A 23,346-nucleotide genomic window follows, 5' to 3' on the forward strand; every position below is an offset into this window, starting at 1 on the left:
TCTCAAAAGCGTCGGAGCGCTCCCACCACCCGCGCTCCCCACTCCGTACCCGAAGAGGCACCCATGAGTGAACCCTCCGGCACGCCTGTCAGACGCCGCTCCCTACGGCGCGTCCTCATCGCCGTGTTCAGCGCCCTCGGCCTCGCGGCCGCCGCGGCGGCGGCCGCCACCCTCCCCGCCACCGCGTCCGCCCCCACGCCCCCGTCCGGCTGGTCCCAGGTCTTCCTCGACGACTTCGACGGAGCCGCCGGCTCCGGCATCAACAGTTCGAACTGGCAGTACACGACGGGCACGAGCTATCCCGGCGGGCCGGCCGGCTTCGGTACCGGCGAGGTCGAGACGATGACCTCCAGCACCAACAACGTCTCGCTCGACGGCGCCGGAAACCTCCGGATCACCCCACGGCGCGACGCCGCGGGCAACTGGACGTCGGGCCGCATCGAGACGAACCGCTCCGACTTCCAGCCGCCCGCCGGCGGCACACTCCGCGTCGAGGCCCGGCTCCAGATGCCGAACGTGACCGGCGCGGCCGCCAAGGGCTACTGGCCCGCCTTCTGGATGCTGGGCGCCCCGTACCGCGGCAACTGGTGGAACTGGCCCGGCGTCGGCGAGCTGGACATCATGGAGAACGTCCAGGGCATCAACAACGAGTGGGCCACGATGCACTGCGGCACCAGCCCAGGTGGCCCGTGCAACGAGAAGTCCGGCATCGGCGGCCAGAAGGTCTGTGAGGGCACGACCTGCCAGGGCGGCTTCCACACCTACGCCGTGGAGTGGGACAAGTCGACCAGCCCCGAGGAGATGCGTTTCTACCTCGACGGCGTCAACTTCCACACGGTCAGGCAGAGTCAGGTCGACGCGACGACCTGGGCCAACGCCACCAACCACGGCTACTTCATCATCCTGAACGTCGCGATGGGCGGCGAGTTCCCGGCGGCCTTCGGCGGCGGCCCCGGCGGCGGCACGGACCCCGGCCACCCGCTCGTGGTCGACTACGTCCAGGTGCTCCAGGCCACCGGCGGTGGCGGCACGACCCCGCCGCCCACGACCCCGCCGCCTTCCGGCAACCGTGACGCGTACAACGCGATCCAGGCCGAGTCGTACGACGGCCAGGCGGGCGTCGGAACGGAGACCACCACCGACACGGGCGGCGGCCAGAACATCGGCACGCTCGCGAACGGCGACTACGCGCTCTACAAGGGTGTCGACTTCGGCACCACGGCAGCCAAGCAGTTCTACGGCCGGGTCGCGAGCGGCGCAGCCGGCGGTGTCAGCGGTCTGGTCGAAGTGCGCCTCGACAGCCGCACGAGCACGCCGACAGGCAGCTTCGCGGTGGCCAACACCGGTGGCTGGCAGACGTGGAAGACGGTCCCCGCGAACATCAGCTCCGTCACCGGAACCCACGACGTCTATCTGACCTTCACCAGCGGCCAGCCCGCGGACTTCGTGAACGTCAACTGGTTCGACTTCGGTCACTGACGGGAGAGTTGACGGATGATCGCATATCTCCCGGCCAGGTCCAAGAGGTCACGCCCCGGGGTCGGGCGGCTGGTGACGGCCGTCCTGACCGCCCTCCTCACGGTGCTGGCGCTGGGCCTGGCCGGGGCGGTGCCCGCGAAGGCCGCCTCCGACTACACCCAGGGCGTCACCTCGACCGGTTCCGGTTCGGTCCAGATCTGGTTCAAGCCGACCACCCCCGCGTCCCTGGTCGACGTGCACTACCTGTCGGCCGGCGCCGGCCAGCAGAACTTCCGGATGACGAACAACGCGGGCACCTGGCAGCAGAACGTCAGCGGCCTACCGAGCGGCTTCACTCTGGAGTACTGGTTCACATACGAGAGGAGCGGCCCGCTCTACGGCACCCCGCACTTCACCTACTCCGTCGGCGGAGGTGGGGGCGGAGGTGGCGGGGGCGGGAGCGGCAGCTTCCCGATCACCTTCCAGAACAACACCCGTGGCACGTACACCAACGCACAGATCCACATCACCGTGCTCGGCCAGGTGACGCCCGGTCAGTGGTCGTACATGAAGGCCGACGGAACCATGACCCACATCAACCACCTGGACGCGAACGCGCCCGGACACCTGACCAAGAACGGCGTGAACTACCCCGACATGTCGTTCACGCTCGCCCAGTCGGGCGGTTCGGTACCTTCGCCGACATCGATCCGCGGCGGGCGGATCTACGTCTCCCTCGGCTCCCCGCTGTACATTCCGGTCTCCCCGGACGACCAGGGCTGGGGCGGCCCCGACCTGCGCAATCCGAACGACCCCAACACCGACGTCTACTACGACTGGTACGAGTACACGTACGTCTTCGGGCAGGTGGCCTTCGGCGGCAACACCACCCAGGTCGACCAGTTCGGCTTCCCGATGACCTCACGTCTGACGCAGACGTCGAGCGGCTACGACACCACACGCGGCATCACACAGACCCGCGCCCAGGTGATGTCCCAGTACGCCGCCTCGGTGGGCGCGGCCTTCAAACCGCTGCAGAACACCTACCGGATCATCGCGCCGCGCTCCTCCGACCTCTTCCTCACGGGAGGCTCCCAGGCGAACCACCTCCAGTCGACCATCGACCAGACCTGGTCCTCCTACTCCACGCACCCCTTCAGGCTGACCCGGCTCGGTGAGACCTTCACCGGCGGTGTCTCCGGGACCACACTCACCTTCACCAAGAACGGCGCCGGTCCCTACACGCTCCAGAAACCGTCCTCCCCGGACGTCATGGCCTGCGCGGGCACCCTGGCCTCGGGCAGCGACCCGGAGAAGCAGCTCGGCGCGGAGTTCTGCGCCGCGTTCAACCGGGGCGTGGCCCTCGACACCTCGGCCTGGTACACCCCGTCCGCCTACTACACCGGAGGCAACAAGAACGACTACGCCGCCTTCCTCCACACCGTCGGCCTCGACCGGCGCGCCTACGCCTTCCCCTACGACGACATCAACGACCAGTCATCCGTGCAGATCCTGGGCAACGCGAACCCGCCGACCGGGCTGACGCTCGGCATCGGCTGGTGATCCCCACGCAATGAAGAGGGGGCGGCCTCGGCGGTCCGGCGCCGGAGAGCCAGGCGTCGTCGTTCGAGCCGCCCCCTTCCCCAGCAGGAGCGGGTTCTCTGAGGCCCGGTCAGCGGGGTGTCGTCCGCAGGTCGATGCCGCGGCGCTGGGCGTCGGTGGCCACGACCTGGGCCGCCAACTGGGACAGCCGCTGCCGATCGGCGTCCGAGAGCGGCGCGACGGACAACTCGATCTGCTCGGCGAACTGTGCCGCGAGCTGTTCGATGAGCTGTCGGCCGGCGTCGGTGATCGACACCTGGAACGCGCGGCGGTCGTTCGGGCTGACGGTGCGCGTGACCAGGCCGCGACGCTGTGCGCGGTCGACCAGGCCGCTGATCGAGGACTTGTCCAGGCCGAGCAGCCGACCGAGCTGGTTCATCGTCGGCTCCCGGTCGCGCAACACCCCGAGCAGTCGCGCCTGGATGATCGACAAGTCGCGCTGCCCGGCGATCTCGTCCAGGGCGTTGTGCACCAGAAACGACAGCTGGGCGAGGGCGTCCACGTCCACCAGCACGGGTTCCCCACCTGTGCGTGACGGTGCGACCGAGGGCGGCGTGTCGTTGGGAGAAGTCATGCTCCGATTCTACTTGCAAAGGTACGTGGCGCGAACTACTTTAGTTCGTGCCACGTACCAACCTTGGTGCGTCGCCTACGAGCGTGCTGAACCGCTCGGACACCTACTGCCGACGGAGAGCTGAGCCATGACTCACACCCCGGACACTGACGTGATCATCTGCGGAACGGGAGCGGCCGGATTAACCCTCGCCATCGACCTCGCCCGCCGGAATGTCGGATTCCTACTGATCGACAAGGCGGCACATCCGTTCATCGGCTCCCGCGGCAAGGGCATTCAGCCCCGAAGCCAAGAGGTGTTCGAGGACCTCGGCGTGATCGACCGGATCGTCGCCAGCGGGGGCGAGTACCCCGTCCAGCGTTTCCACACCGACGAGGGACCGATCGACAAGGCCGTCGTCGAGTTGTCGGATCCGACGCCGGACGAGCCGTACCAGATCCCGCTGCTCGTTCCGCAGTTCCTCACGGAGCGCCGGCTGCGGGAACGACTGACCGAGCTCGGCCATGCCCCGCACTACAGCCACGAACTCGTCGGCTTCGACCAGGACGCCGACGGCGTGACCGCACGGATCGCGACCCCTGACGGCGAGCGGACCGTGCGGGCCTCGTACCTGATTGGCGCCGACGGTGGATCGAGCTTCGTCCGCAAGGCCCTCGGTATCGGCTTCCCCGGCAAGACCCTCGGCGTCCGGGCGATCGTCGCGGACGTACTGGTCGATGGCGTCTCGTCGGACGCCTGGCACCGATGGGGCGAGGACACGGCGGCGCAGGTGTCGATGTGCCCGCTCTACGGCACCGACATGTTCCAGCTCCAGGCCCCGATCCCGTTCGATGTCGACATCGACCTTTCGGCCGAGGGGCTCACCTCGTTCTTCCGCGAACGCACCGGCCGGAACGACGTCGTGATCCGTTCGGTGTCCTGGGCGTCCGCGTTCGAGATGAACGCCCGGCTGGCCGACACCTACCGGCGCGAGCGGGTGTTCCTGACGGGGGACGCGGCACACTGCCATCCGCCGACCGGCGGACAGGGCCTCAACACGAGCGTCCAGGACGCCTACAACCTCGGCTGGAAACTCGCCGCCGTGCTCGACGGCGCCCCGGAATCGTTGCTGTCGACCTACGAGAAGGAGCGTCGGCCGATCGCCGAGGCAGTCCTCGGCCTCTCCGAGAGGCTGCTCGAAGCGGCCAAGAACCGAGACACCCACCGGGGCCGCGAGGTCAGCCAGCTCGATCTCGGCTACCCGGACTCGCCCTTGTCGATGACCAGTCCCGACCGCGGCAACGGTGTCCTGGCCGGCGACCGCGCGCCCGACGCGCCCGTGACCGGCGCGGGCGGCCTCCCCACGCGCTTGTTCAGCCTGTTCCAGGGGCCCCACTGGACCCTGCTCGGCTACGACGTCGACGGTGCACCGGCGCCGCGCAGTGGCCTGCACCTTCACGTCATCGGCGGCGGGGGCGACATCCTCGACACCGGCGGCCATGTCCACAGCGCCTACGGACTGTCGTCCGGTCAGTGGGTGCTCGTGCGTCCGGACGGATACGTCGCGGCTGTGGTCGGCACGGCCGACCTCGGCTCACTCGCCACCTACCTCGACGCCGTCGGCATCCGCCCCGTGCCGGTGGCGCAGCCGCACCACACGGAAACGAGCGCCGACATGCCCGCACCGGGCCCTTCGGGCGCCCCCCGCACCCGACGTGAGCACCGTCGGATCCGCAGCGCCGCCGAGCAGCGACTCGCCACCGCCCAACGCGAGCTCCATCAGCTCTCGCGCCAGGTCCAGCGGGACCTGCGCAGTGTCCGCCGGCAAGGGGAGACCACCGCGATCGTCGCCCGCTCGAACTTCGCCGAGCTCGCGGTCCAGAGCATCACCCGGTTGGCGGCCGACCTCCGCACCGACCCCGGCGACCGAAGCGGCCGGAGCGACCAGTAGCTCCTCGGCCGCCCCGGCGCCGACGAGGCGAATGCCCCATACGGGTGATCCTCCACACGGCGCGTCAACTCCGTTGTGCTGTGCGGCCCACCACGGATCACGACCGTGATCCCGTTGAGGCGCTCACGGTGGGGCATGCGTGGTGGGGCCGTACGCGCTCAGCCCGAACCGGAAGTGTCGGACATCTCGTTCGCGGCGCGACGGTACTCGGCGTTGATGCGCTGCGCTTCCTCGAGTTGGTCCTCGAGGATGACGATGCGGCAAGCGGCCTCGACCGGGGTCCCCCTGTCGACGAGCTCGCGGGCGCGGGCGGCGATCCGAAGTTGGTAGCGGGAGTACCTCCGGTGCCCACCCTCCGAGCGCAGCGGAGTGATCAGGCGGGCTTCCCCGATGGCCCGGAGGAAGCCGGGAGTCGTGCCGAGCATCTCGGCGGCCCGGCCCATCGTGTACGCGGGGTAGTCGTCGTCGTCCAGACGACCACTCAGTGGAGTATCTGCTGTCATTTCACCTCGTTGTGCAACGCGTCGAGGGGCCCCGATGCCGTACGGCACCAGGGCCCCGAAGGAAATTGAACACCATCTGTCGGCGCTACTGCTCTGCCGACCTCTTGTTTCCGCTACCTGGCCCCTGTGAGGGGGCGGGAATGCGGGGTTCGCGGATGCTTGACCGGGGACCACCTTCCATTCCGGGGTCTTGCGGCACCCGACCTCGTGCATGTCGGCCGGGTGATCCCGATGGCGTCGGCTCCTTCCGTACCTCCGCTGAATCAACTCGCTTGCCAGGCGGCGCGGCCGGCGGTCTCGTCCCCGTCCTACGGACAGCTCGGTTTCGAGACTCCTCAGCCACCCCGACCTGCGAACTTCTGCACTACGAGAGAAACACTAATCATGCAGCAGCCCAATGTCTACTCTGTCAAACATAGATTTTAGGTTGCTCAGGGCATCGATATTCTCTGTCGTGCGGGCCATATGAGCAGGTGGCAGTGGGGGCGCGGCGGTCGACCGACTCCAGCGCCCGGATCGCGCACGCAATAGAATCGGCTCTCATGTCGAACCCTGACGAGCTGCTCGTGGATCTCTGCGCCCTGGTGGAGTCCGAGCAGAGCAATCAGATGTCATTGACCGTGGTGGTCGGCGGTGCCGTCATCACCGGGCGGCTGGCTCCCGAAAGCGTATGGAGGGAGCGCGTGTCGGAGGTCCTGAAGGACTCGGACCGTCTGGGCCCCTTCTCCGACGTCTTCTCCGCCGACCGGACAGTGGGCCGGCCCGAACCCGGCGGGGCCCCCACGCATCTGCACTTCCACCTCGCCCGGATCCTGCAGGGCAGCGTCGGAATTCCCGAGACGGGCGGAATGTACCGCGTCGCGATCAAAGACGTCAGCGCCTGGACGGTGGGCGACTTCAGCTACTCCGACCAGTGAGGCACCGCACCCGAACCGCTCCGGTCGGCCGGGAGCCGTCGGCCGGACGGTGACACGCGAGGGGGCCCTGCCGACGCGCGTCGGCAGGGCCCCCTCGCTGTCCTGGTGTCAGCTTCCGTCGCTTATCACAGTCCCAGCGGCGCGGGGCTGCCGAGCAGCGCCGACGCGGTCTGCAACGGCGTAAGGGCCCGCACGGCGGTCGCGGACTCAGGGGTGGGCTCATGGGTGCCGCGGCAGGTGAAGCCGAGGCGCGTCATGGCCCGGGTGACTTCCCCGCTGGTGAAGTCGCGGGGGTCCTGCCGGGTGATGACCACGCCCACTTGCTTGGCGGGGTAGTGGCGGCGGCCGATGAGCACGGACTCCCCCGTGATGGGCTCCGGCTTGACGCCCTTCATGGAGGCAAGTACCCCGCTCTTGGTGAGGTCGAAGGGGAACCGGGCGATGACGCAGCGCATGATGCCTCGCAGGGAAGGGAGAAGGGAGAGGGAGGAACGGGGCTGATGCCGAGCGGTCAGCCGGATCAGAGGGAGACGGTGACGGCGAGGGCGCCCGGGCCGCGGCCGTGCGGTCCGCCGACGCCGAGGACGTCCCGTACACGCATCCGGTCCGTATAGGCGGGGCTGTCACGGACCACGGCGAGTTGGGCCCGCGTGACCGAGCCTGTGCAGTGTTCGTCCTGGTCGCAAAGGAGCAGGTACTCGACACGGGCACTGGCCATGAGGAACAGGGCCACCTCGACGGTCATGTCGTCACCGACCCGCGGTCCGGAAGTGTCCAGGGCGTCGAACACGGTCGTGGGAACGGAACCGACCAGGCGTTGCTGCGTCTGAACCAGCGTCAAAGGGGTCCTCCTGGACGGGTGGGCGGGGCTTCCGATCACGAAGGTACTAGGCCGCCGCTGTGACCGCGGACGACCGCCGCGGCGTACGGCGTGCCGCCTCGCCGGTGGATCGGCCCTCGCCAGTGGATCGGCCCTGGCCGGCACGGCCGCGCCGGCCCCGGGACGGGGAGGATGAGCCGCGCCGAGGACGTTCCACGACCGGCGCGGTGATGGTGACCGCGATCCCCGAGGGGGCCTGGGCGCCGGTGATGCGACTCAACTCGGCTTCGCCCGAGCGCACTTGGGTGGTCTGGGGAGTGATGCCTGCGGCAGTCATCAGTCGGCTCATGTCGCGTCGCTGCTGAGGCGTCACCAGGGTGACGACGCTGCCGGACTCGCCGGCGCGGGCCGTGCGGCCGCCCCGGTGCAGATAGTCCTTGGGGTCGCTGGGCGGGTCCACGTTCACGACCAGGTCGAGGTTGTCGACGTGGATCCCGCGCGCCGCGACATTGGTCGCCACCAGCACCGTCACATGCCCGGTCTTGAACTGGGCCAGGGTCCGTGTGCGCTGTGGCTGGGACTTGCCGCCGTGCAGGGCCGCGGCACGGACGCCGCTGTTCAGCAGGTGCTCGGTCAGCCGGTCCACCGCGTGCTTGGTGTCCAGGAACATGATCACCCGGCCCTCGCGGGCCGCGATCTCGGTGGTCGTCCGCTGCTTGTCCGCGCCGTGCACGTGGAGTACGTGGTGCTCCATGGTGGTGACCGCGCCCGCGGACGGGTCGACGGAGTGGACCACCGGGTCGGTCAGGTAGCGGCGGACCAGGAGGTCGACGTTGCGGTCCAAGGTGGCCGAGAACAGCATCCGCTGCCCCTCGGGGCGCACCTGGTCGAGCAGCGCGGTGACCTGGGGCATGAAGCCCATGTCGGCCATCTGGTCGGCCTCGTCGAGGACGGTGATGGCGACCTGGTCCAGACTGCATTCGCCGCGGTCGATGAGGTCCTTGAGCCGGCCCGGCGTCGCCACGACGACCTCGGCGCCGCCGCGCAGCGCACTGGCCTGCCTGCCGATCGGCATCCCACCGACCACCGTGGCCAGACGCAGTCGCACGGAACGGGCGTACGGAATGAGAGCGTCGGTGACCTGTTGGGCCAGCTCGCGGGTGGGTACGAGGACCAGGGCGAGCGGCAGCCGCGGCTCGGCGCGCCGACCGGCCGTACGGGCCAGCAGGGCGAGACCGAAGGCGAGCGTCTTGCCGGAGCCGGTGCGGCCACGGCCGAGTACGTCACGGCCCGCGACGGAGTTCGGCAGGGTCGCCGCCTGGATCGGGAACGGTACGGTCACGCCTGCGCGGCCGAGTTCGGCCAGCAGCGGCGTCGGCAGGGCGAGATCGGCGAACGCCTCAACAGCGGGCAGCGCGGGAGTGATCGTCGTCGGCAGCGCGAACTCACCTTGCGGCGTGGTCTGTCGACGTCCGTAACCCTTCGCACGGCTGGGAGCACCGGAGCGGCTGGAGGATGCGGCTCCGAAGCGGCTGCCGCCCCTTTGGGAACCAGAATTTTCGGTGCGGGATCGGGTGCGGGCGAAACGATCATTTGTACGCGTGCGGTTCATGCGGAACCTTCCTTGATGTGGCACGTATCAAGGAATTCCCGCAGCGAATGAACAGCGCAGAGAATCGCAAGAACGAGCCGAAAATGATGCGGCGCCGAATCGGCCGGTCGGATCAGATCGGTCAGATCAGATCAATCGGATCAACCGGATCGGCAGAGAATGCACTCGGAGTACGCCGGCGAAGAGAGCAGCGCGATCTCGACAGTGAGATCGGGCATTCCGTGAGTGAGGCCTTGGCGGATTTACGTCCGGAGCGTCGGGGTGGAGCGTCCCCGGGGGATCCGGTGGAGCCTTCCCCGGGGGCGGGGCCGCGGTGCCCCTGATCATGCCGTGGGGGACATCACCACGGCCCTGACGGAGCAGCTGCGCCCCGGAAAGCGGCGAGCTGGGGCCCGCACCCCAAGGTGCGGGCCCCAGCTGCGAAGTATGTGTCAGCGTCAGGCGGGAACGATGTTCTCAGCCGTCGGGCCCTTCTGGCCCTGCGCGATGTCGAAGGTCACCTTCTGGCCCTCCGACAGCTCACGGAAGCCCTGAGCGGCGATGTTCGAGTAGTGGGCGAAGACGTCCGCGCCGCCGCCGTCCTGCTCGATGAAGCCGAAGCCCTTTTCCGCGTTGAACCACTTCACGGTACCGGCAGCCATGTCAAATCTCCTTCGGGACGGTGTTCGGAGTCTCGCACTGTGCGCACTCCGCGTCGCCGTGATGATTATCCCGCCGGAAAATTCGCCGGAGCCGAAAAGGAGCGCCACCAGCAGATGAAGCCGGTGAGGGCACTTGCAAGATTTCGGGAACCACAACTGCAACTGAGATCTACAGTAGCACGTTGCGATCGATCGTGTGCGATAAACAACCCCGCACCGCCTGCCGATACAGTCGATGCAGGAAAACTCGTTGCACCTTCCGTCATTTTCTCACTTCACGGGCACAGATATGGGTTCAATCGGCTCACCGCGATTGCGGGGAGGTGGGGCGACTCGTGTCCTTCTTCGGCCGTGCCGCGTGGGCCACGAGGAGCAGGAACAGTCCGCAGGTGGCGACCAGGATCCAGCCCGGGCGGGACGCGTGTGCGAGTCCCGTCGGGGCGGTGCCCGCGACCAGGCCGCCGGCGATGGCTATGCCGAGCGCGGAGCCGAGCTGGCGTGCGGTGGACGTGATCGCTCCGGCCACGCCGGCACGGGTGGAAGGCAGGCCACTCACCGCGGTGTTGGTGATCGGCGCGTTGGCGAAGCCGAACCCGACGCCGACGAGCAAGTAGGCCGACAGGAGCAGGAGCACGCTCGTGTGCTGGTCGAGCCCGACCAGGCAGAGTCCGCCCACCGTGATGAAACCGCCGGCCAGGACAAGCGGCAACCGCGGTCCGCTACGACCGACCAGGCGGCCGGACAGGGGTGCGCAGACGGTCGCTCCGACAGCCATGGGCAAGGTCGCCACCCCGGCGGCCAGTGGTGTCCATCCTCGGGCGTGCTGCAGGTAGAGGGTGTTGAGCAGGAGCGTCACGTTCAGGGCGACGAAGACCGCCACCGCGCCCAGCACGGCACTGCTGAAGACCGGATGCCGGTAGAGCCGTAGATCCATCAGCGGCTCGCTCCTGCGGGATTCGACCGACACGAATCCGACTGCCGCCACGGCTGCGATCGCGTACGCGACCAGCGCCGGAAGCGACGCCCACCCGATGCGCGGTCCTTCGATGAGGACGCCGACCGAGACGCCGATGACCACCGTCAGCAGGGCCTGCCCCGGGAGGTCGAGCCGCTGTGCCCGCGGCGCCCGCGACTCCGGCACAAACAGCGCGCTGAGCACGAGGGCGGTCACGATGACCGGCGCGTTGATCCAGAACACCGACCGCCAGCCGAAGCCCGCGATGAGGGCGCCGCCCGTGACAGGGCCGGCGGCCATGCTGAGCCCGAAGACCGACGCCCAGACACCGATCGCCTGTGCCCGCTCCCTCGGGTCGGGCATCGCGTTGACCACGATCGCGAGAGCCACGGGGCTGAGCATCGAGGCGCCGATTCCCTGGACGGCGCGAGCCGCGATCAGCACGCCCACCGAAGGGGCGATCGCGCAGACCAGCGAGGCCACACCGAACACGACCAGGCCGACCTGGAACACCCGTCGGCGTCCGAACCGGTCCGCCAGCGCGCCGGAGGAGATCAGGAGACTGGCCAGGACGAGCGTGTACGCGTCGACGGTCCATTCGAGGCTGCGGGTCCCGATGCCCAGGCCGTGGCCGATCGCCGGCAGTCCGACATTGACGATGGTGGTGTCCAGGCCCACCAGGAACATGCTCAGACAGCAGACGGCCAGCACAGTCCAGCGCCTGCGTGCGCTCAGAACGGGCCGAATGGGGTCAAGTGGCTGTATGGGATGGGTGGTCGCGGTCACCTGGTACCTCTCACGTCCGGAAGGGGCTGCCCGGCAAGGCTCGGGCCGGACCGCACCCGCCGCCCACCAAATTTGCGAAGGCTGCAAACTGGACCCCATGGACGCGGAGCTGGAACAGATCATCGACGGCATCGGCCCCCGGCTGCGCACGCTGCGCCGGGACCGCGGGCTCACGCTGGAGGCGCTCGCGGCGACGACCGGAATGTCGGTGAGCACGCTGTCGCGTCTCGAGTCGGGCAAGCGGCGCCCGACTCTGGACTTGCTCATCCCGCTCGCGCGTACGCACCGCGTCGCACTCGACCAGCTGGTGGCCGCGCCGGCCACCGGTGATCCTCGGGTGCATCTCAAACCCTTGCGCAAGGGTCACGGCAGCGTCCTTGTGCCTCTGACGCAGTACCCGGGTCGGGTGCAGGTGTTCAAGCAGGTACTGGCTCCCCGCGAGCCGGTGTTGGTGACCCATGACGGGTACGAGTGGCTCTACGTCCTCGCGGGCGAACTGCGCCTCATCCTCGGAGAGCAGGACTGCACACTCCACCCGGGCGAAGTGGCCGAGTTCGACACCAGAGAACCGCACTGGTTCGGTCCGGCGAACACCAGCGCCGTCGAGATCCTGCATCTGTTCGGGCCGCGAGGCGATCAAGCCGTGGTCCGCGCGAAACCCGCCCCGTCCGACTCCGACCGGGCGACCCCCACCACCCCGCCGTCAACAACGTCGTGAGTCACCACTCCCGGCCCGTCGGGCGTACTCCGACCCGTCGTCGCCGTCATTCGCCCGCGGGGAAGTCCGCCGAGCGGCTGATGTCGGCCCACCGCTCGGCTTCGGCGGCACGACTACGGGAGGCGCCGGCCGCCATCTCGACGGCTCCGGCGCCGAGCAGCAGGCGCAGCGGTGGCTCGTCGAGCCCGACGAGGTCGGTGATGATCTTGGCTGCCCGGGACGGGTCTCCGGGCCAGGTGGCGGCGGTCTGTTCGCGGTAGCGGTTCATCGCGCCAACGGTCTCTTCGTAGGGGGGACTTACGGGCAGGGCGGTCATGGACGAGCCGCCCCAGTCGGTGCGGAAGCCACCGGGCTCGATGATGGTGACCTTGATGCCGAGGGGCCCGACCTCGGCGTTGAGGACTTCGGAGAAGCCTTCGACGGCGAACTTCGCGGTCTGATAAGCGCTCAGGCCCGGTGATCCGCCCACGCGTCCGCCGATGGAGGAGAACTGGAGGAAGTGGCCGGAACCCTGGCGGCGGAGTACGGGCAGAGCAGCCTTGGTGACGTTGACGACGCCGAACAGGTTCGTCTCGATCTGGGCCCGGAAGTCGTCGTCCGGCATGTCCTCGATGGCGGCACTGTTGGCGTACCCGGCGTTGTTCGCGACGACGTCGAGCCCGCCGAAGGCGTCCAGGGCCAGTTGTACGGCGGCACGGGCGGCTGCCGGGTCGGTGACGTCGAGGGCGACGGCGCGGACCCGGTCGCCGTGGCGCTCGACGAGGTCCTTGAGCTGTTCGGGACGGCGGGCAGTGGCCACGACGCGGTGGCCGTTGTCGAGGACGTGGCGGGCGAGTGCCCTGCCGAAGCCGCGGGAGCTGCCGGTGATGAGCCAGGTCTTGGTCATGAGGTGTCTTCGCTTCCGGGATGGCGCTGGCCGCAGGGCTGGAGCCCTGCTAACTAAACAGTCATTTATATAGTGCGACGGGCCGAGAGGCGTGTCAAATAAACAGTTAGTTGCACTACTCTGGGGTCATGCCCCAGCACCAGCCCCCGGCCCGCCCCCGGGACTCCGAGGCCTCCAAGGCCCGCCTGCTCAAAGCCGCGACGGACGAGTTCGCGGCCCGCGGTATCGCCGGTGCCCGAGTGGATCGCATAGGCGCCGCGGCAGAGGTGAACAAGGCCCTCATCTACACGTACTTCGGCAACAAGGAGCAGTTGTTCGACGCCGTCATGGACGCGCATGTCGCCCGCGTCCTCGACGAGGTCCCCTTCACGCCCGAGGACCTGCCCGGCTACGCGGGTCGCCTGTTCGACTTCCTCCTCGCCAACCCGCACCAGCTCCGGCTGGCCACCTGGCACCGCCTCGAACGCTCAGGCACCGACCACGAGCCGCAAGGGCTGGGAACCTCCATGCGGCAGAAGACCGCCGCGATCACCCAGGCGCAGACCGACGGCCTGCTGACCACGACCTTCACCCCTGAAGACCTGCTCGTCTTCACCCTCGCCCTCGCCAACGCATGGATGCCCACCAGCCCCACGGCCACCAACGACCAGGCTGCCGAGCAGACCCGACAGCACCGCGACGCGGTCGTCGAGGCCGTCCGACGCCTCGTCGCGGGAACCCCGACAACCCAGGCTTTTTAGGAAACGCGGAGGACGCGGGATCCGCCGTCGGCGTGGGCGGCGGTCTCCGTCAGCGCCATGGCACCGCCGTCTCCACAACGTGACGTCCGAATCCCGCCGGGCAAGACGATCCACAAGCCTCAAGGTTGGGAGTGCAACACCACTGGTGACCTTGGACAGGAAGGATCGAGATCGATGACGCCCGCCGCCGCGCACCGTACGTACACACTGCTCGGCCCGGACGGGCAGCTCTGCTGGACCGGCACGCCGGGCACACTCGGCGGACACCGGCGCGGGCGCCTCTACGGGCGCCTCGACTGTCCTTCCGCCCTCCGGGCCATCGCCCGCGGCCACTACGCCGAGCACCGCGTGTTCTTTCCGGACGAGGCCACCGCGATCGCGGCCGGATACCGGCCCTGCGCGGTCTGCCTGCCCAGCGCGTACGCCCGCTGGAAAACGACCCGGGAAAGCAGCAGCGCCTCGTCATGAACATCCGCGCCGAGCGGGAACGCTCCCGCTCACCCCTGATCGGCGCCGCCGCGTTGGTCGAGTTCGGTGACCTGTCCGCGACTACTCCGCACACGGAGGCCGAACTCACGGCCCTCATCGGCCTGTTGACCGCTCCGAAGTCACGGATCGAGACCGTGACCATCGGCCACAGCCGCGATGCGGATTCCCTGGCGGCTGCCGAAGCCTTCGCCGCCGCGTGGGAGGCGCGTGGCGGAAAGGTCCTCGCGTCGGTGGACTGGCCGGAGACCGCCGCATCCTGGCTGCGCCCCGCCAGCAGGCTGACTGCCGAGGCACCCGACGCCTGGGTCATGGCCGCGGCCCCGCTCGGCTTCGCCCAACTCGCCCGCCGTCTGCGCCACTCCACCGGCTGGGACCCGGCGCGCACCTTCGCCTTCGCCTCCCTGCGGGACTCCCGACTCCCCGCGCTCACGGGCCCGGACACCCTGCACGGCCTGCGCGGGGCGACCACCGACGGCGCTACCTGGTACGTCCGCCACCGCTGGGTCATGTCCTAGGTCATGAGAGGCCGTGCCGAGCCGGAATGGCTCACCCCGTCGTCTCGGACGGCGCTCGGGAGCGCAGCCGGCGGAGCATCCGAACGTCCTGGAAGCCCACCTCGCGGGCCGCGGCCTCCACCGTTGTGCCGTGGGCGATCAGGTGCTCCGCGCGTTCCACTCTCAAGGTCTGCTGGTAGCGCAGCGGCGTCAGGCCGCCTGTGGCACGGTGAAACATCCGGGTCAGCGTGCGTTCGCTGACGCCGACGCAGGCGGCCACGTACGCCAGCGGCAGTGGTTCGGCGAATCGCGCGTCGATGAGGTCCTGAGCGCGATGGACGGCGTCGTCGAGGTGGGACCGGTGCCGGAGCATGGCGCTGGCCTGCGGCTCGTCGCCGTTGCGGCGGGCGTAGACGACCATGTCCCGCGCCACCTGGGCGGCGAGTGCGGGACCGTGGCGGACGGCCAGCAGGTGCAGCGCCAGGTCGATGCCGCTGGCGATGCCGGCCGACGTCACCACCCGGTCGTCGGCGGTGAACAGCACATCCCGCACCACGATCGCCCGGGGGTGGCGGGCCGCCAGCTCGTCCTGGAGGTGGTGGTGCGTGGTGCACCTGCGCCCGTCCAGCAGCCCGGCGCGGCCGAGGGCCTCGGCCCCGGCACACACGCTGGCGACAGCGCCCCCGGCGGTGTGGTGGGCGTGCAGCCGCTCCAGCACGGACCGGCTCAGCTCGGGGCCGCCGCGCAGTGTGGACGCCCTCCACCCCGGCACCAGCACCAGGTCGTCGGCGCTCAGCTCCGGCCATTGCGTCTGCGCGGCCAGCGGCAGGCCCTGGGCGCTGCGCACCTCTTCCTGGTCGGCGACGTAGCTGAGCCGGTAGGGCTGTCCGAAGTCCCCCGCCATGCTGAAGACCTGGGCCGGTCCGGCGAGGTCGAGCAGGTGGACGCCGGGTACGAGGACGAAGACGACATGGCTCACGCCTGGGATGCTCCCAGCTCCGCCTCCCGTTCGGCCACCGTGGAGATCCGGGCGAACCGGTCGCGCAGGACGGCCTCCGTGCGCTCGATGATCGCGTCGGCACTCAGGTCGCCGATCGGATTGGTGGTGGTGGCGTCGGTGACGAAGACCATCCGGTATCCGAGGTCGCTTCCCACCCGGGTGGTGGTTTCCACGCACTGCTCGGTACGGATGCCGCAGACCGTCAGCTCGCGCACGCCCGCCTCGGTGAGCAGTTGTTGCAGATGAGTGGTGGTGAAGGCGTTGTGGGAGGTCTTGTGCAGGACCGGCTCACCGGACTGCGGCTGCTCCAGTTCGTCCAGCAGGCGGACGTGCCCCTGGGCCGGGTCGAAGACACCGCCGCTGCCGGGCTCCGTGTGGAGGACCCAGACGACCAGGTCGCCGTTGGCGCGGGCGAGTCGCACCAGACGGTTGACCGGTTCCGCGATCTTCGGGTTGGCGATCTGTTCCCACAGCGGGCGGGCTCGGAAGGATTCCTGGACATCGATCACGATCAGCGCTCGGTTCATGCCTCCCATTCTGACCTGGCCGGATACCGGATCCGCAGGCCTGATCCAGGCCGGCATCGGACCGATCCGGTCAGTGGTGTGAGGGATCGGTGCGAGAACTCGGTGCCAGGGCTCGGTGCGAGAGCTCGGTGCGAGAGCTCGGTGCCAGGGCTCGGTGCGAGGGCTCGCGGAAAATGAGACACGGCGTTGTGCCGTCTCCGACAGGTTGGCGCACCGGCCGGCCTCTCAGTACGCGGCGAGCCCAGCTATGAGTTGGCGACCGGTCACCAACTCGGGCTCGATGCGGATGAAGACCTCCTCGGGTGAGGTCACCCAAGAGCGCGGACCGGTCCGGGCCAGTCGGCCGTGCTCCACGGGATCGGTCACCACCGTCGCGCGGCCGGTGACCACGACACTCCAGCCGGAGTGCGCCGTCGCATCCACCTCATCCGCTTCGAAGGCGATCACCACGCCGTCGACCGCGGCGGCCAGTTCCGAGTCGGCGGAAGTACGCATCAGTACCGCGGAGTCGACGTCCAGGCAGAAGTTGACCGGCAGGACCGCGGGCAGGGCGTGGCGCGTGTGGACGACGCGGCCGATCGGTGCCCGCTCCAGCAGACGCAGGCACTCCTCGCGGTCGAGTTCACGGAAGCCGTCGTTGGCGTTCATCGCCGGGTCCAACCTTCACGGGGTACAGCGCGGTACGCGTTTCAGTGTGTGGGGCGGCGGACGCCGGGAAGAGGGCCCACCGGCACGGGGCGGCCGAAGAGCGACGCCCCTCGCTGCCGGCGGTCAGGGCACATCGATCCGGCGCCCGGTGACGGCGACCGGATCCACGCACACCCACAGGGACCGTTCGCCGCCCGCCCACGGATCGCTGTACGCGCATTCCTCCAGCCGACGCGTCGCGTCCGCGTCCGTCACGGCCCTCGCGCGGCCCCGCACGAGGACGCTCCAGCCCTGGCTGAGCGCTTCGTCGATGTGGTCCACCTCGAAGGCCACGTCGGTTCCGACGGCCTTGGCGGACGTCGTGCCCGGTGCCGTCCGGAACGCGATCGCACCGTCGACGACGCTGTAGTTCAGGGGGACGATCAACGGCCCTTCGGCGGTCTCTGTCGCCAGTCTTCCCACACCGTGTGTCGACAGCCGCGTCCGGCACTCCTCCGCGCTCAATTCGATCAGCCGGGCGTGGTGGGCGGCTCGGCCGGTCCCGGGTGGCAGGTCCGCCTCGCCACCGCGCAGGGCCGCGACGCTCGTCTCGAGGACGTCGGCGAGTCTGATGAGAACGCCTGGGCCCGGAGTGGCGGTGGACTGTTCCTCCAGGTACCGGACGTAGCCGGGAGCCGTGCCCGCCCGGTAGGCGGTCTCCTCCCGGGTCAGGCCGAGTTCCTCACGGCGCTGGGCGATACGGCGGCCGATGTCGCCCCGCGCGCTGTCCGCGGTGGCCGCGCTGGCCGCGCTGGCCGTGCTGGCCGTGCTGGCCGACACGGCGTTCGACGATGTGTGTTCACTCATGGCCGTCACTTCCTCCTGTCAGGGCGTCCTGACCGTCAGGGCGTCGTGCTGCGGTGCGCCGAGGACGACCTTGAGCGCGCCTGTGTCGGCGGCCCGCGAGAAGACGTCGTACGCCTCCTCCATCGCGTCCAACGGGAAGGTGTGGGTGACCAGGGACGACGTGGGCAGTTGCCCGGCGGCCGTCATGCGCAGCAGGGTGGGCGTGGAGTACGTGTCGACCAGGCCGGTGGTGATCGTCACGTTCTTGCTCCACAGGTCTTCGAGGTGGAGTGTCACGGGCTTGCCGTGCACGCCGACGTTGGCCACGTGCCCGCCGGGCCGCACCATGCGCGTACACGCCTCGAAGCTCGCGGGCACCCCCACCGCCTCGATGACCAGATCGGCCCCCAGGCCCTCGGTGAGGTCGGCGACCAACTGCTCCGCCTCCTCCCCCGCCATGGCCACCGCGTCGGCGCCGAGGCGCTTGGCGGCGTCCAGCCTGGCCGGGGCCAGGTCCACGGCGATGATCTTCCCCGGGGTGTACAGCCGGGCCGTGGCGATCGCGGCGAGCCCGATCGGCCCCGCTCCGACCACGACGAGGGTGTCCGCGGGCCGTACCCGCCCGTTCAGCACGCCCACCTCGTAGGCGGTGGGGAAGATGTCGGCCAGCAGCACGGCGTCCTTGCTGTCCACCGCGCCCGGCAGCGGATAGGTCGACAGGTCCGCATGCGGTACCCGGACGTACTCGGCCTGCGTGCCGTCGATCAAGTGGCCGAGGATCCATCCCCCACCACCGCGGCACTGCCCGTACATGCCTTCCCGGCAGAAGCGGCAGCGGCCGCACGTGGTGATGCACGAGACCAGGACACGGTCACCGGGACGGACCGTGCGGACCTCACCGCCGACGTCGACGATCTCGCCGACGGCTTCGTGTCCGAGTACCGTGCCGGGGCGCACCTCCGGTACGTCGCCCTTGAGGATGTGCAGGTCGGTCCCGCAGATCGTGACGGCGTCGACGCGGACGATCGCGTCGGTGGCATCCTGGATTCCGGGGTCCGTGACCTTCTCCCACGCGGACTTTCCGGAACCGTGGAACACGAGTGCTTTCATGACGATCCCTTCCTGGCTCTTGCGGATGCCGGTCGCGGGGCACTACGGCGAGCAGGCGCCCCTTGCCGCGCCACCACCGCTTGCCGTCGCAGTCGTCGACTCCGACGATGGTGGTACGCCGCTCGACGGCCTGTTCGCGCATGGATCGACCTCGTATGTCCAGCCTGAGCGTGACCGTCGGTGTCCGCTTGGGCCGATCGGTCCCCATCGCGGGACCGGGCGGGGCCGCGACGGCGCCCGGTCGGCCTCTGCCGCCGCGCATTCCCCGACGCGACCGTCCAGTCCATGACGACGAGGAGGTGCGGTCGGATGCACAGGACCGAGCGTGTCAGGCAGCTGCTGTGGCGCTGGCGGAGCAACCCCCTGCGCCGGCACGACGACGTCGTCGAGGCCTGGATCGTGCTGGCCGTGTGGCTGGTCATGACGATCGGCGGCACCCTGACCGGGCTGCTGACGGCCCACGCCGCCGACGCGTCCTTCGCGCGGCTTCGGCACGAGCGGCACGCGGTGCAGGCCGTCCTCGTCGCGAGCACGGCCCGGACGGTGGGGATCGGGGCGGATACGCCCTACGACCGTGTCCGGGCGACGGTCCGCTGGAAAGCGGCGGACGGCTCGACGCATACCGGACGGGCCCTGGTGGACTACGGCCACCGGGTCGGATCGAAGGTCGTCGTGTGGCTGAACAGCAAGGAGCAGCTCACCACGCAGCCGCCGACCGCCTCGGCGGCAGACGTCGAGGCAGCCTCGCTCGGCGCCGCGGCCGGGGTCGCCTTCGGCGGCCTGGCCTTCGCCGCCGGGCGCGTCGCACGGTGGCGGCTCGACCAGCGGCGCTACGACCAGTGGGGTCGTGAATGGGACCAGGCCGGACCACAGTGGCGACGCAAGACCACATGAGACACAGCACGCCTGGTCGTCTCTCACTCGTCCTCCGGGGCTTTCAGCCGTGCGGGACGACGGCGACGGGGCAAGGAGCGTGGTGCAGTACGCCGTGCGCGACGGAGCCCAGGTGGGTGCCGAGCCGGGTCTCGCGCACCCGGCGTCCCACCACGAGGAGGGCCGCGCCGGCCGAGGCGTGGATCAGCTCGCCGGCCGCGCGTCCCTCGATGACGGTCTCGGTCACGGCGAGCGCGGGGAACTTCTCGCACCAGGGGCGAAGCGTCGCGACCACGGCACGCTCGTGCTCGACGCGCAGCTCGGTGTCGTACTCGGGGGCGAGCCTGTCGATCGCCGCGTAGGGGGACGGACCGCTGAAGGCATGGACCACGCGGAGCGGGGCAGCACGGCGTCGGGCGGCGTCGAAGGCGAACTCGATCAGCTCGTCGCAGGGCCGGTCCGTGCCGAGGCCGAGCACGACATCGCGGTACGGGGTCTCGGGTATCTCGTCGGGGGAGATTCCGTCCACCGCCGAGAAGTGCTCGTCGGCGGTGCACTCCCCCGCCCGCACCAGCACCACGGGACGCGATGACCTTGCGACCACCCGCTGAGACACCGAGCCGGTCAGGAAGCCCGCGACACCGCTGATCCCGTGGGAGCCGAGGACCAGCAGGTCGGCCTCTTCGGACGCCGCGAGCAGGGCTTCGACCGGTGCGTCGGCGACCGCGTGGGTGCTGACCTGCAGGCCGCTGTGCGCGGCACGCATGCTGTCCGACGCCTGCGCCAGCATGTCCTCGGCCCAGGACCGCTGCGACATGTCCGCGGGCACGGTCGGGGCCGGCCGTGGCTGCCACTTCCAGGCGTGCACCAGGCGCAGCGCCGTGCCTCGGCGCAGGGCTTCTCTGGCCGCCCAGTGCGCGGCGGCCAGGCCTTCGGGAGAACCGTCGATCCCTGCGGCGACGTGTCGAAGCATGGTCCGCACCTTCCTGCGCGCATGGCGGTGGATTCCCTGTCTCCCCTCAAGTCTGGTACCGGGCCGGGCCCGGACGCAGGGGCCGGGCAGGCCCTGGCGAGGGGCCCTTCGGCCCCTGGTGGAAGCGGGGCCCGGAGAAAGACATTGGAGGTGGCCTGGTCGCGCTCCTGGAAGAGGAGCTCGAGGAAGAGGACACCATCATGAACGCTTCCCCCACTTCCAGCATCCTGCGGGCGTTGCCCGCCGAGCACGGCGAACGACTGATGCGCAGCGCCCGGGAGGTGTCGTTCCCGCTGGGAACCCGCCTGTTCGAGGAGGGACGGCGAGCGGACCGGTTCTGGATCGTCCGTACCGGCACGGTGGCCCTCGACATGCGCGTGCCGGGCCGCCGCGCGGTCGTGATCGAGACCGTCGGGCACAACGAACTCGTCGGCTGGTCCTGGCTGTTCGGGCCGCACACCTGGCATCTGGGCGCCGAGGCGACGAGCCCGGTGCGCGCGTACGAGTTCGACGCCGAAGTCGTACGCGCCATGTGTCTGGCCGATCCGGCGCTGGGCACGGCCGTGGGCCAGTGGGTGGGAGACACGGTCGCCCGCCGGCTGCGGTCGGCCAGGACCCGGCTGTTGGACATGTACGCGCCCTACGGCAGCGGAAGTCTCCGCTGACCGCGTCGCCATCCACCGAGGAGTCACCGTGCACGGCAGCCCGCGCATCGTCAGCGACGTGATGACCCACACCGTCGCCGCCGTCGGCCGCAAGGCGAACTTCAAGGAGATCGTGCGGTTGATGGGGCAGCGGAAGGTCAGTGCCCTGCCCGTCCTGGAGGGCGAGGGCCGGGTGATCGGCGTGGTCTCCGAGGCCGATCTGCTCCCCAAGGAGGAGTTCCGCGACAGCGATCCGGACCGGTACACGCAGTTGCGGCGGCTGTCCGATCTCGCCAAGGCCGGCGCCGTGACCGCCGAGGACCTGATGACGGCCCCCGCATTCACCGTCCGGGCGAACGCGACTCTCGCGCAGGCCGCACGGACGATGGCGCACGCCAAGGTCAAGCGGCTGCCCGTCGTCGATGACAAGGGCCTGCTCGAAGGCGTCGTCAGCCGCGGCGACCTGCTGAAGGTGTTCCTGCGGGACGACGAGGACATCGCCGAGGAGGTACGCCGCGAGGTGGTGTCGTATCTGTTCCGTGCGCCGTCGTCACCGGTGCGGGTACAGGTGCACGACGGGGTCGTCACCCTCGCCGGGCGTGTCCGGGACACCTCGCTGGTGCCCGTGGCAGCGCGCCTGGTACGGGCCGTCGAAGGGGTGGTGGACGTGGAGTTCGAGCTCACGGGGCCGGCCCGCGGACCGGAGCGGTGACCGGGGGCCGATGCGACGGGCGCGGTCAAGTTGGGCCGGTCGGCCCTAGTGAGTTCGGCCCCGGAGGGTGATGATCGTCGTCACAGCCGGCTCGTGGTCCACAGTCCGCCACGGAAACCGAACAAGGGGTCGTCATGGCCGAGGCGCGCACCTTCACGGAACAGAACCCCATCCGGGTCTTCCTGCTGGACGACCACGAGGTGGTGCGCCGCGGTCTGACCGATCTCCTGGACGCCGAGCCGGACATCTCGGTGGTCGGCGACGCTGGCAGCGTCGAGCACGCGCTGGTGCGTGGCCCGGCGCTGCGACCGCACGTGGCCGTCCTGGACGTACGCCTGCCGGACGGCGACGGGATCAGAGTCTGCCGGGAGCTGCGCAGCCAGATGCCGGAGCTGGCCTGTCTGATGCTGACGTCGTTCGACGACGAGGAGGCCCTGCTCGACGCGATCATGGCCGGAGCCTCGGGCTATGTGCTCAAGCAGATCAAGGGCTCGGATCTGGTCTCGGCGGTACGCACCGTGGCTTCCGGTCAGTCGATGCTGGACCCCACGACGACCGCCCGGCTGATGCGGTCGTTGCGCGCGGACCCCACCGAGGCCCCGGCGCTGGCCCCCGAACTCGCCGGCCTCTCGCCCCGCGAGCGCGACATCCTCGCGCTGATCGGGGACGGGCTCACCAACCGTGAGATCGGCAAGAAGCTCTACCTGTCCGAGAAGACGGTGAAGAACCACATCTCCCGGCTGCTGGCCAAACTCGGTGTCCAGCGCAGGGTGCAGGCGGCGGTCCTGGCCAGCCAGCTGGAGCACCCCGGCACCGCCGACCACCGGAGCCGCTGACCCCGGGGAACACCCCTTCAGGACCGCGGGGAACTGCGCGACCGGCCCCAGCACCCGCGGCCCCACCCGCACC

General features: G+C 69.8%; 26 protein-coding genes. 12 read left to right on the plus strand and 14 right to left on the minus strand.

Translation table 11 applies throughout. The features are described 5' to 3' along the window. Positions 1–63: 63 nt before the first annotated feature. Both ACZ7M3_RS36585 and ACZ7M3_RS36590 read left to right on the plus strand, forming a co-directional pair. Positions 64–1,479, plus strand: a complete 1,416-nt coding sequence (locus tag ACZ7M3_RS36585; protein WP_472069170.1) for a glycoside hydrolase family 16 protein — start codon at positions 64–66, stop codon at positions 1,477–1,479. A 15-nt stretch (positions 1,480–1,494) separates the two neighbouring features. After that, a complete protein-coding gene (locus ACZ7M3_RS36590; RefSeq protein WP_472069172.1) occupies positions 1,495–3,021 on the plus strand; it encodes a glycoside hydrolase family 64 protein in 1,527 nt (508 codons plus the stop codon). 109 nt (positions 3,022–3,130) lie between these two features. Here the strand turns inward: ACZ7M3_RS36590 and ACZ7M3_RS36595 are convergent, their stop codons facing one another. Further along, on the minus strand, positions 3,131–3,634 hold the full coding sequence (locus tag ACZ7M3_RS36595) for a MarR family winged helix-turn-helix transcriptional regulator (RefSeq protein WP_472069174.1): 504 nt from the start codon (positions 3,632–3,634) through the stop codon (positions 3,131–3,133). Between the two features lie 127 nt (positions 3,635–3,761). Here ACZ7M3_RS36595 and ACZ7M3_RS36600 point away from each other — a divergent pair, with 127 nt between their 5' ends. Continuing rightward, positions 3,762–5,564, plus strand: coding sequence for an FAD-dependent oxidoreductase (locus ACZ7M3_RS36600; protein WP_472069176.1), 1,803 nt, complete (start codon positions 3,762–3,764; stop codon positions 5,562–5,564). Positions 5,565–5,722: 158 nt separating this feature from the next. Here ACZ7M3_RS36600 and ACZ7M3_RS36605 read toward each other — a convergent pair whose 3' ends face one another. Then, positions 5,723–6,067 carry a MerR family transcriptional regulator gene (locus ACZ7M3_RS36605; protein ID WP_355311887.1) on the minus strand — a complete coding sequence of 115 codons (345 nt, stop codon included), beginning with the start codon at positions 6,065–6,067 and terminating at the stop codon, positions 5,723–5,725. Between the two features lie 542 nt (positions 6,068–6,609). On the opposite strand from ACZ7M3_RS36605, the gene ACZ7M3_RS36610 reads away from it, so the two are divergent. Further along, on the plus strand, positions 6,610–6,984 hold the full coding sequence (locus ACZ7M3_RS36610) for a hypothetical protein (RefSeq protein WP_120987911.1): 375 nt from the start codon (positions 6,610–6,612) through the stop codon (positions 6,982–6,984). 125 nt (positions 6,985–7,109) lie between these two features. On the opposite strand, the gene ACZ7M3_RS36615 is transcribed toward ACZ7M3_RS36610, so the two are convergent. The 5 genes from ACZ7M3_RS36615 to ACZ7M3_RS36635 all read right to left on the minus strand — a co-directional run bounded on the left by ACZ7M3_RS36615 (position 7,110) and on the right by ACZ7M3_RS36635 (position 11,798). Further along, a complete protein-coding gene (locus tag ACZ7M3_RS36615; protein WP_351306245.1) occupies positions 7,110–7,439 on the minus strand; it encodes an SCO5918 family protein in 330 nt (109 codons plus the stop codon). A gap of 65 nt (positions 7,440–7,504) precedes the next feature. Further along, positions 7,505–7,825, minus strand: a complete 321-nt coding sequence (locus ACZ7M3_RS36620; protein WP_472069178.1) for a CBS domain-containing protein — start codon at positions 7,823–7,825, stop codon at positions 7,505–7,507. A gap of 46 nt (positions 7,826–7,871) precedes the next feature. Continuing rightward, entirely contained in the window at positions 7,872–9,416 is a 1,545-nt protein-coding gene (locus tag ACZ7M3_RS36625; RefSeq protein WP_472069180.1) for a DEAD/DEAH box helicase, read from the minus strand. Between the two features lie 437 nt (positions 9,417–9,853). Continuing rightward, positions 9,854–10,057: a cold-shock protein gene (locus tag ACZ7M3_RS36630; RefSeq protein WP_030872951.1), complete on the minus strand. Its 204-nt coding sequence runs from the start codon at positions 10,055–10,057 to the stop codon at positions 9,854–9,856. 304 nt (positions 10,058–10,361) lie between these two features. After that, on the minus strand, positions 10,362–11,798 hold the full coding sequence (locus ACZ7M3_RS36635; RefSeq protein WP_472069183.1) for an MFS transporter: 1,437 nt from the start codon (positions 11,796–11,798) through the stop codon (positions 10,362–10,364). Between the two features lie 97 nt (positions 11,799–11,895). Here ACZ7M3_RS36635 and ACZ7M3_RS36640 point away from each other — a divergent pair, with 97 nt between their 5' ends. After that, on the plus strand, positions 11,896–12,516 hold the full coding sequence (locus ACZ7M3_RS36640) for a helix-turn-helix domain-containing protein (protein WP_472069185.1): 621 nt from the start codon (positions 11,896–11,898) through the stop codon (positions 12,514–12,516). Between the two features lie 46 nt (positions 12,517–12,562). On the opposite strand, the gene ACZ7M3_RS36645 is transcribed toward ACZ7M3_RS36640, so the two are convergent. Beyond that, positions 12,563–13,402: an oxidoreductase gene (locus tag ACZ7M3_RS36645; protein ID WP_472069187.1), complete on the minus strand. Its 840-nt coding sequence runs from the start codon at positions 13,400–13,402 to the stop codon at positions 12,563–12,565. Between the two features lie 128 nt (positions 13,403–13,530). On the opposite strand from ACZ7M3_RS36645, the gene ACZ7M3_RS36650 reads away from it, so the two are divergent. The 3 genes from ACZ7M3_RS36650 to ACZ7M3_RS36660 all read left to right on the plus strand — a co-directional run bounded on the left by ACZ7M3_RS36650 (position 13,531) and on the right by ACZ7M3_RS36660 (position 15,146). Beyond that, the gene (locus ACZ7M3_RS36650; RefSeq protein ID WP_472069189.1) at positions 13,531–14,142 is read left to right on the plus strand and encodes a TetR/AcrR family transcriptional regulator; all 612 of its coding nucleotides are present in this window, start codon (positions 13,531–13,533) and stop codon (positions 14,140–14,142) included. A 174-nt stretch (positions 14,143–14,316) separates the two neighbouring features. After that, positions 14,317–14,610 carry an Ada metal-binding domain-containing protein gene (locus ACZ7M3_RS36655; protein WP_472069191.1) on the plus strand — a complete coding sequence of 98 codons (294 nt, stop codon included), beginning with the start codon at positions 14,317–14,319 and terminating at the stop codon, positions 14,608–14,610. Continuing rightward, the gene (locus tag ACZ7M3_RS36660; protein ID WP_472069193.1) at positions 14,607–15,146 is read left to right on the plus strand and encodes an ABC transporter substrate-binding protein; all 540 of its coding nucleotides are present in this window, start codon (positions 14,607–14,609) and stop codon (positions 15,144–15,146) included. Before ACZ7M3_RS36655 ends, ACZ7M3_RS36660 begins: the two co-directional genes overlap by 4 nt. Positions 15,147–15,177: 31 nt before the next feature. Here ACZ7M3_RS36660 and ACZ7M3_RS36665 read toward each other — a convergent pair whose 3' ends face one another. The 5 genes from ACZ7M3_RS36665 to ACZ7M3_RS36685 form a co-directional block, all read right to left on the minus strand. Beyond that, a complete protein-coding gene (locus tag ACZ7M3_RS36665; RefSeq protein WP_472069195.1) occupies positions 15,178–16,104 on the minus strand; it encodes a GlxA family transcriptional regulator in 927 nt (308 codons plus the stop codon). Next, on the minus strand, positions 16,101–16,652 hold the full coding sequence (locus ACZ7M3_RS36670) for a cysteine hydrolase family protein (RefSeq protein ID WP_095857471.1): 552 nt from the start codon (positions 16,650–16,652) through the stop codon (positions 16,101–16,103). The genes ACZ7M3_RS36665 and ACZ7M3_RS36670 overlap by 4 nt, the downstream gene beginning before the upstream one ends. 225 nt (positions 16,653–16,877) lie before the next feature. Then, a complete protein-coding gene (locus ACZ7M3_RS36675; RefSeq protein ID WP_351538776.1) occupies positions 16,878–17,300 on the minus strand; it encodes a pyridoxamine 5'-phosphate oxidase family protein in 423 nt (140 codons plus the stop codon). A 123-nt stretch (positions 17,301–17,423) separates the two neighbouring features. Continuing rightward, positions 17,424–18,146: a helix-turn-helix domain-containing protein gene (locus ACZ7M3_RS36680; RefSeq protein ID WP_472069198.1), complete on the minus strand. Its 723-nt coding sequence runs from the start codon at positions 18,144–18,146 to the stop codon at positions 17,424–17,426. An 18-nt stretch (positions 18,147–18,164) separates the two neighbouring features. Continuing rightward, on the minus strand, positions 18,165–19,235 hold the full coding sequence (locus ACZ7M3_RS36685) for a zinc-dependent alcohol dehydrogenase family protein (RefSeq protein WP_472069200.1): 1,071 nt from the start codon (positions 19,233–19,235) through the stop codon (positions 18,165–18,167). A gap of 309 nt (positions 19,236–19,544) precedes the next feature. Here ACZ7M3_RS36685 and ACZ7M3_RS36690 point away from each other — a divergent pair, with 309 nt between their 5' ends. After that, the gene (locus ACZ7M3_RS36690; RefSeq protein ID WP_472069202.1) at positions 19,545–20,129 is read left to right on the plus strand and encodes an Rv1733c family protein; all 585 of its coding nucleotides are present in this window, start codon (positions 19,545–19,547) and stop codon (positions 20,127–20,129) included. A gap of 43 nt (positions 20,130–20,172) precedes the next feature. Here ACZ7M3_RS36690 and ACZ7M3_RS36695 read toward each other — a convergent pair whose 3' ends face one another. Next, on the minus strand, positions 20,173–21,081 hold the full coding sequence (locus ACZ7M3_RS36695; RefSeq protein ID WP_472069204.1) for a universal stress protein: 909 nt from the start codon (positions 21,079–21,081) through the stop codon (positions 20,173–20,175). Positions 21,082–21,281: 200 nt separating this feature from the next. Here ACZ7M3_RS36695 and ACZ7M3_RS36700 point away from each other — a divergent pair, with 200 nt between their 5' ends. The 3 genes from ACZ7M3_RS36700 (at position 21,282) to ACZ7M3_RS36710 (ending at position 23,273) form a co-directional block, all read left to right on the plus strand. Beyond that, positions 21,282–21,746: a Crp/Fnr family transcriptional regulator gene (locus ACZ7M3_RS36700; protein WP_472069206.1), complete on the plus strand. Its 465-nt coding sequence runs from the start codon at positions 21,282–21,284 to the stop codon at positions 21,744–21,746. 28 nt (positions 21,747–21,774) lie between these two features. Continuing rightward, positions 21,775–22,437, plus strand: a complete 663-nt coding sequence (locus ACZ7M3_RS36705) for a CBS domain-containing protein (RefSeq protein ID WP_472069208.1) — start codon at positions 21,775–21,777, stop codon at positions 22,435–22,437. 134 nt (positions 22,438–22,571) lie between these two features. Next, positions 22,572–23,273: a response regulator gene (locus tag ACZ7M3_RS36710; RefSeq protein ID WP_472069210.1), complete on the plus strand. Its 702-nt coding sequence runs from the start codon at positions 22,572–22,574 to the stop codon at positions 23,271–23,273. The last annotated feature ends 73 nt before the right edge of the window (positions 23,274–23,346 follow it).

Source organism: Streptomyces sp. NPDC111656 (assembly GCF_055656965.1).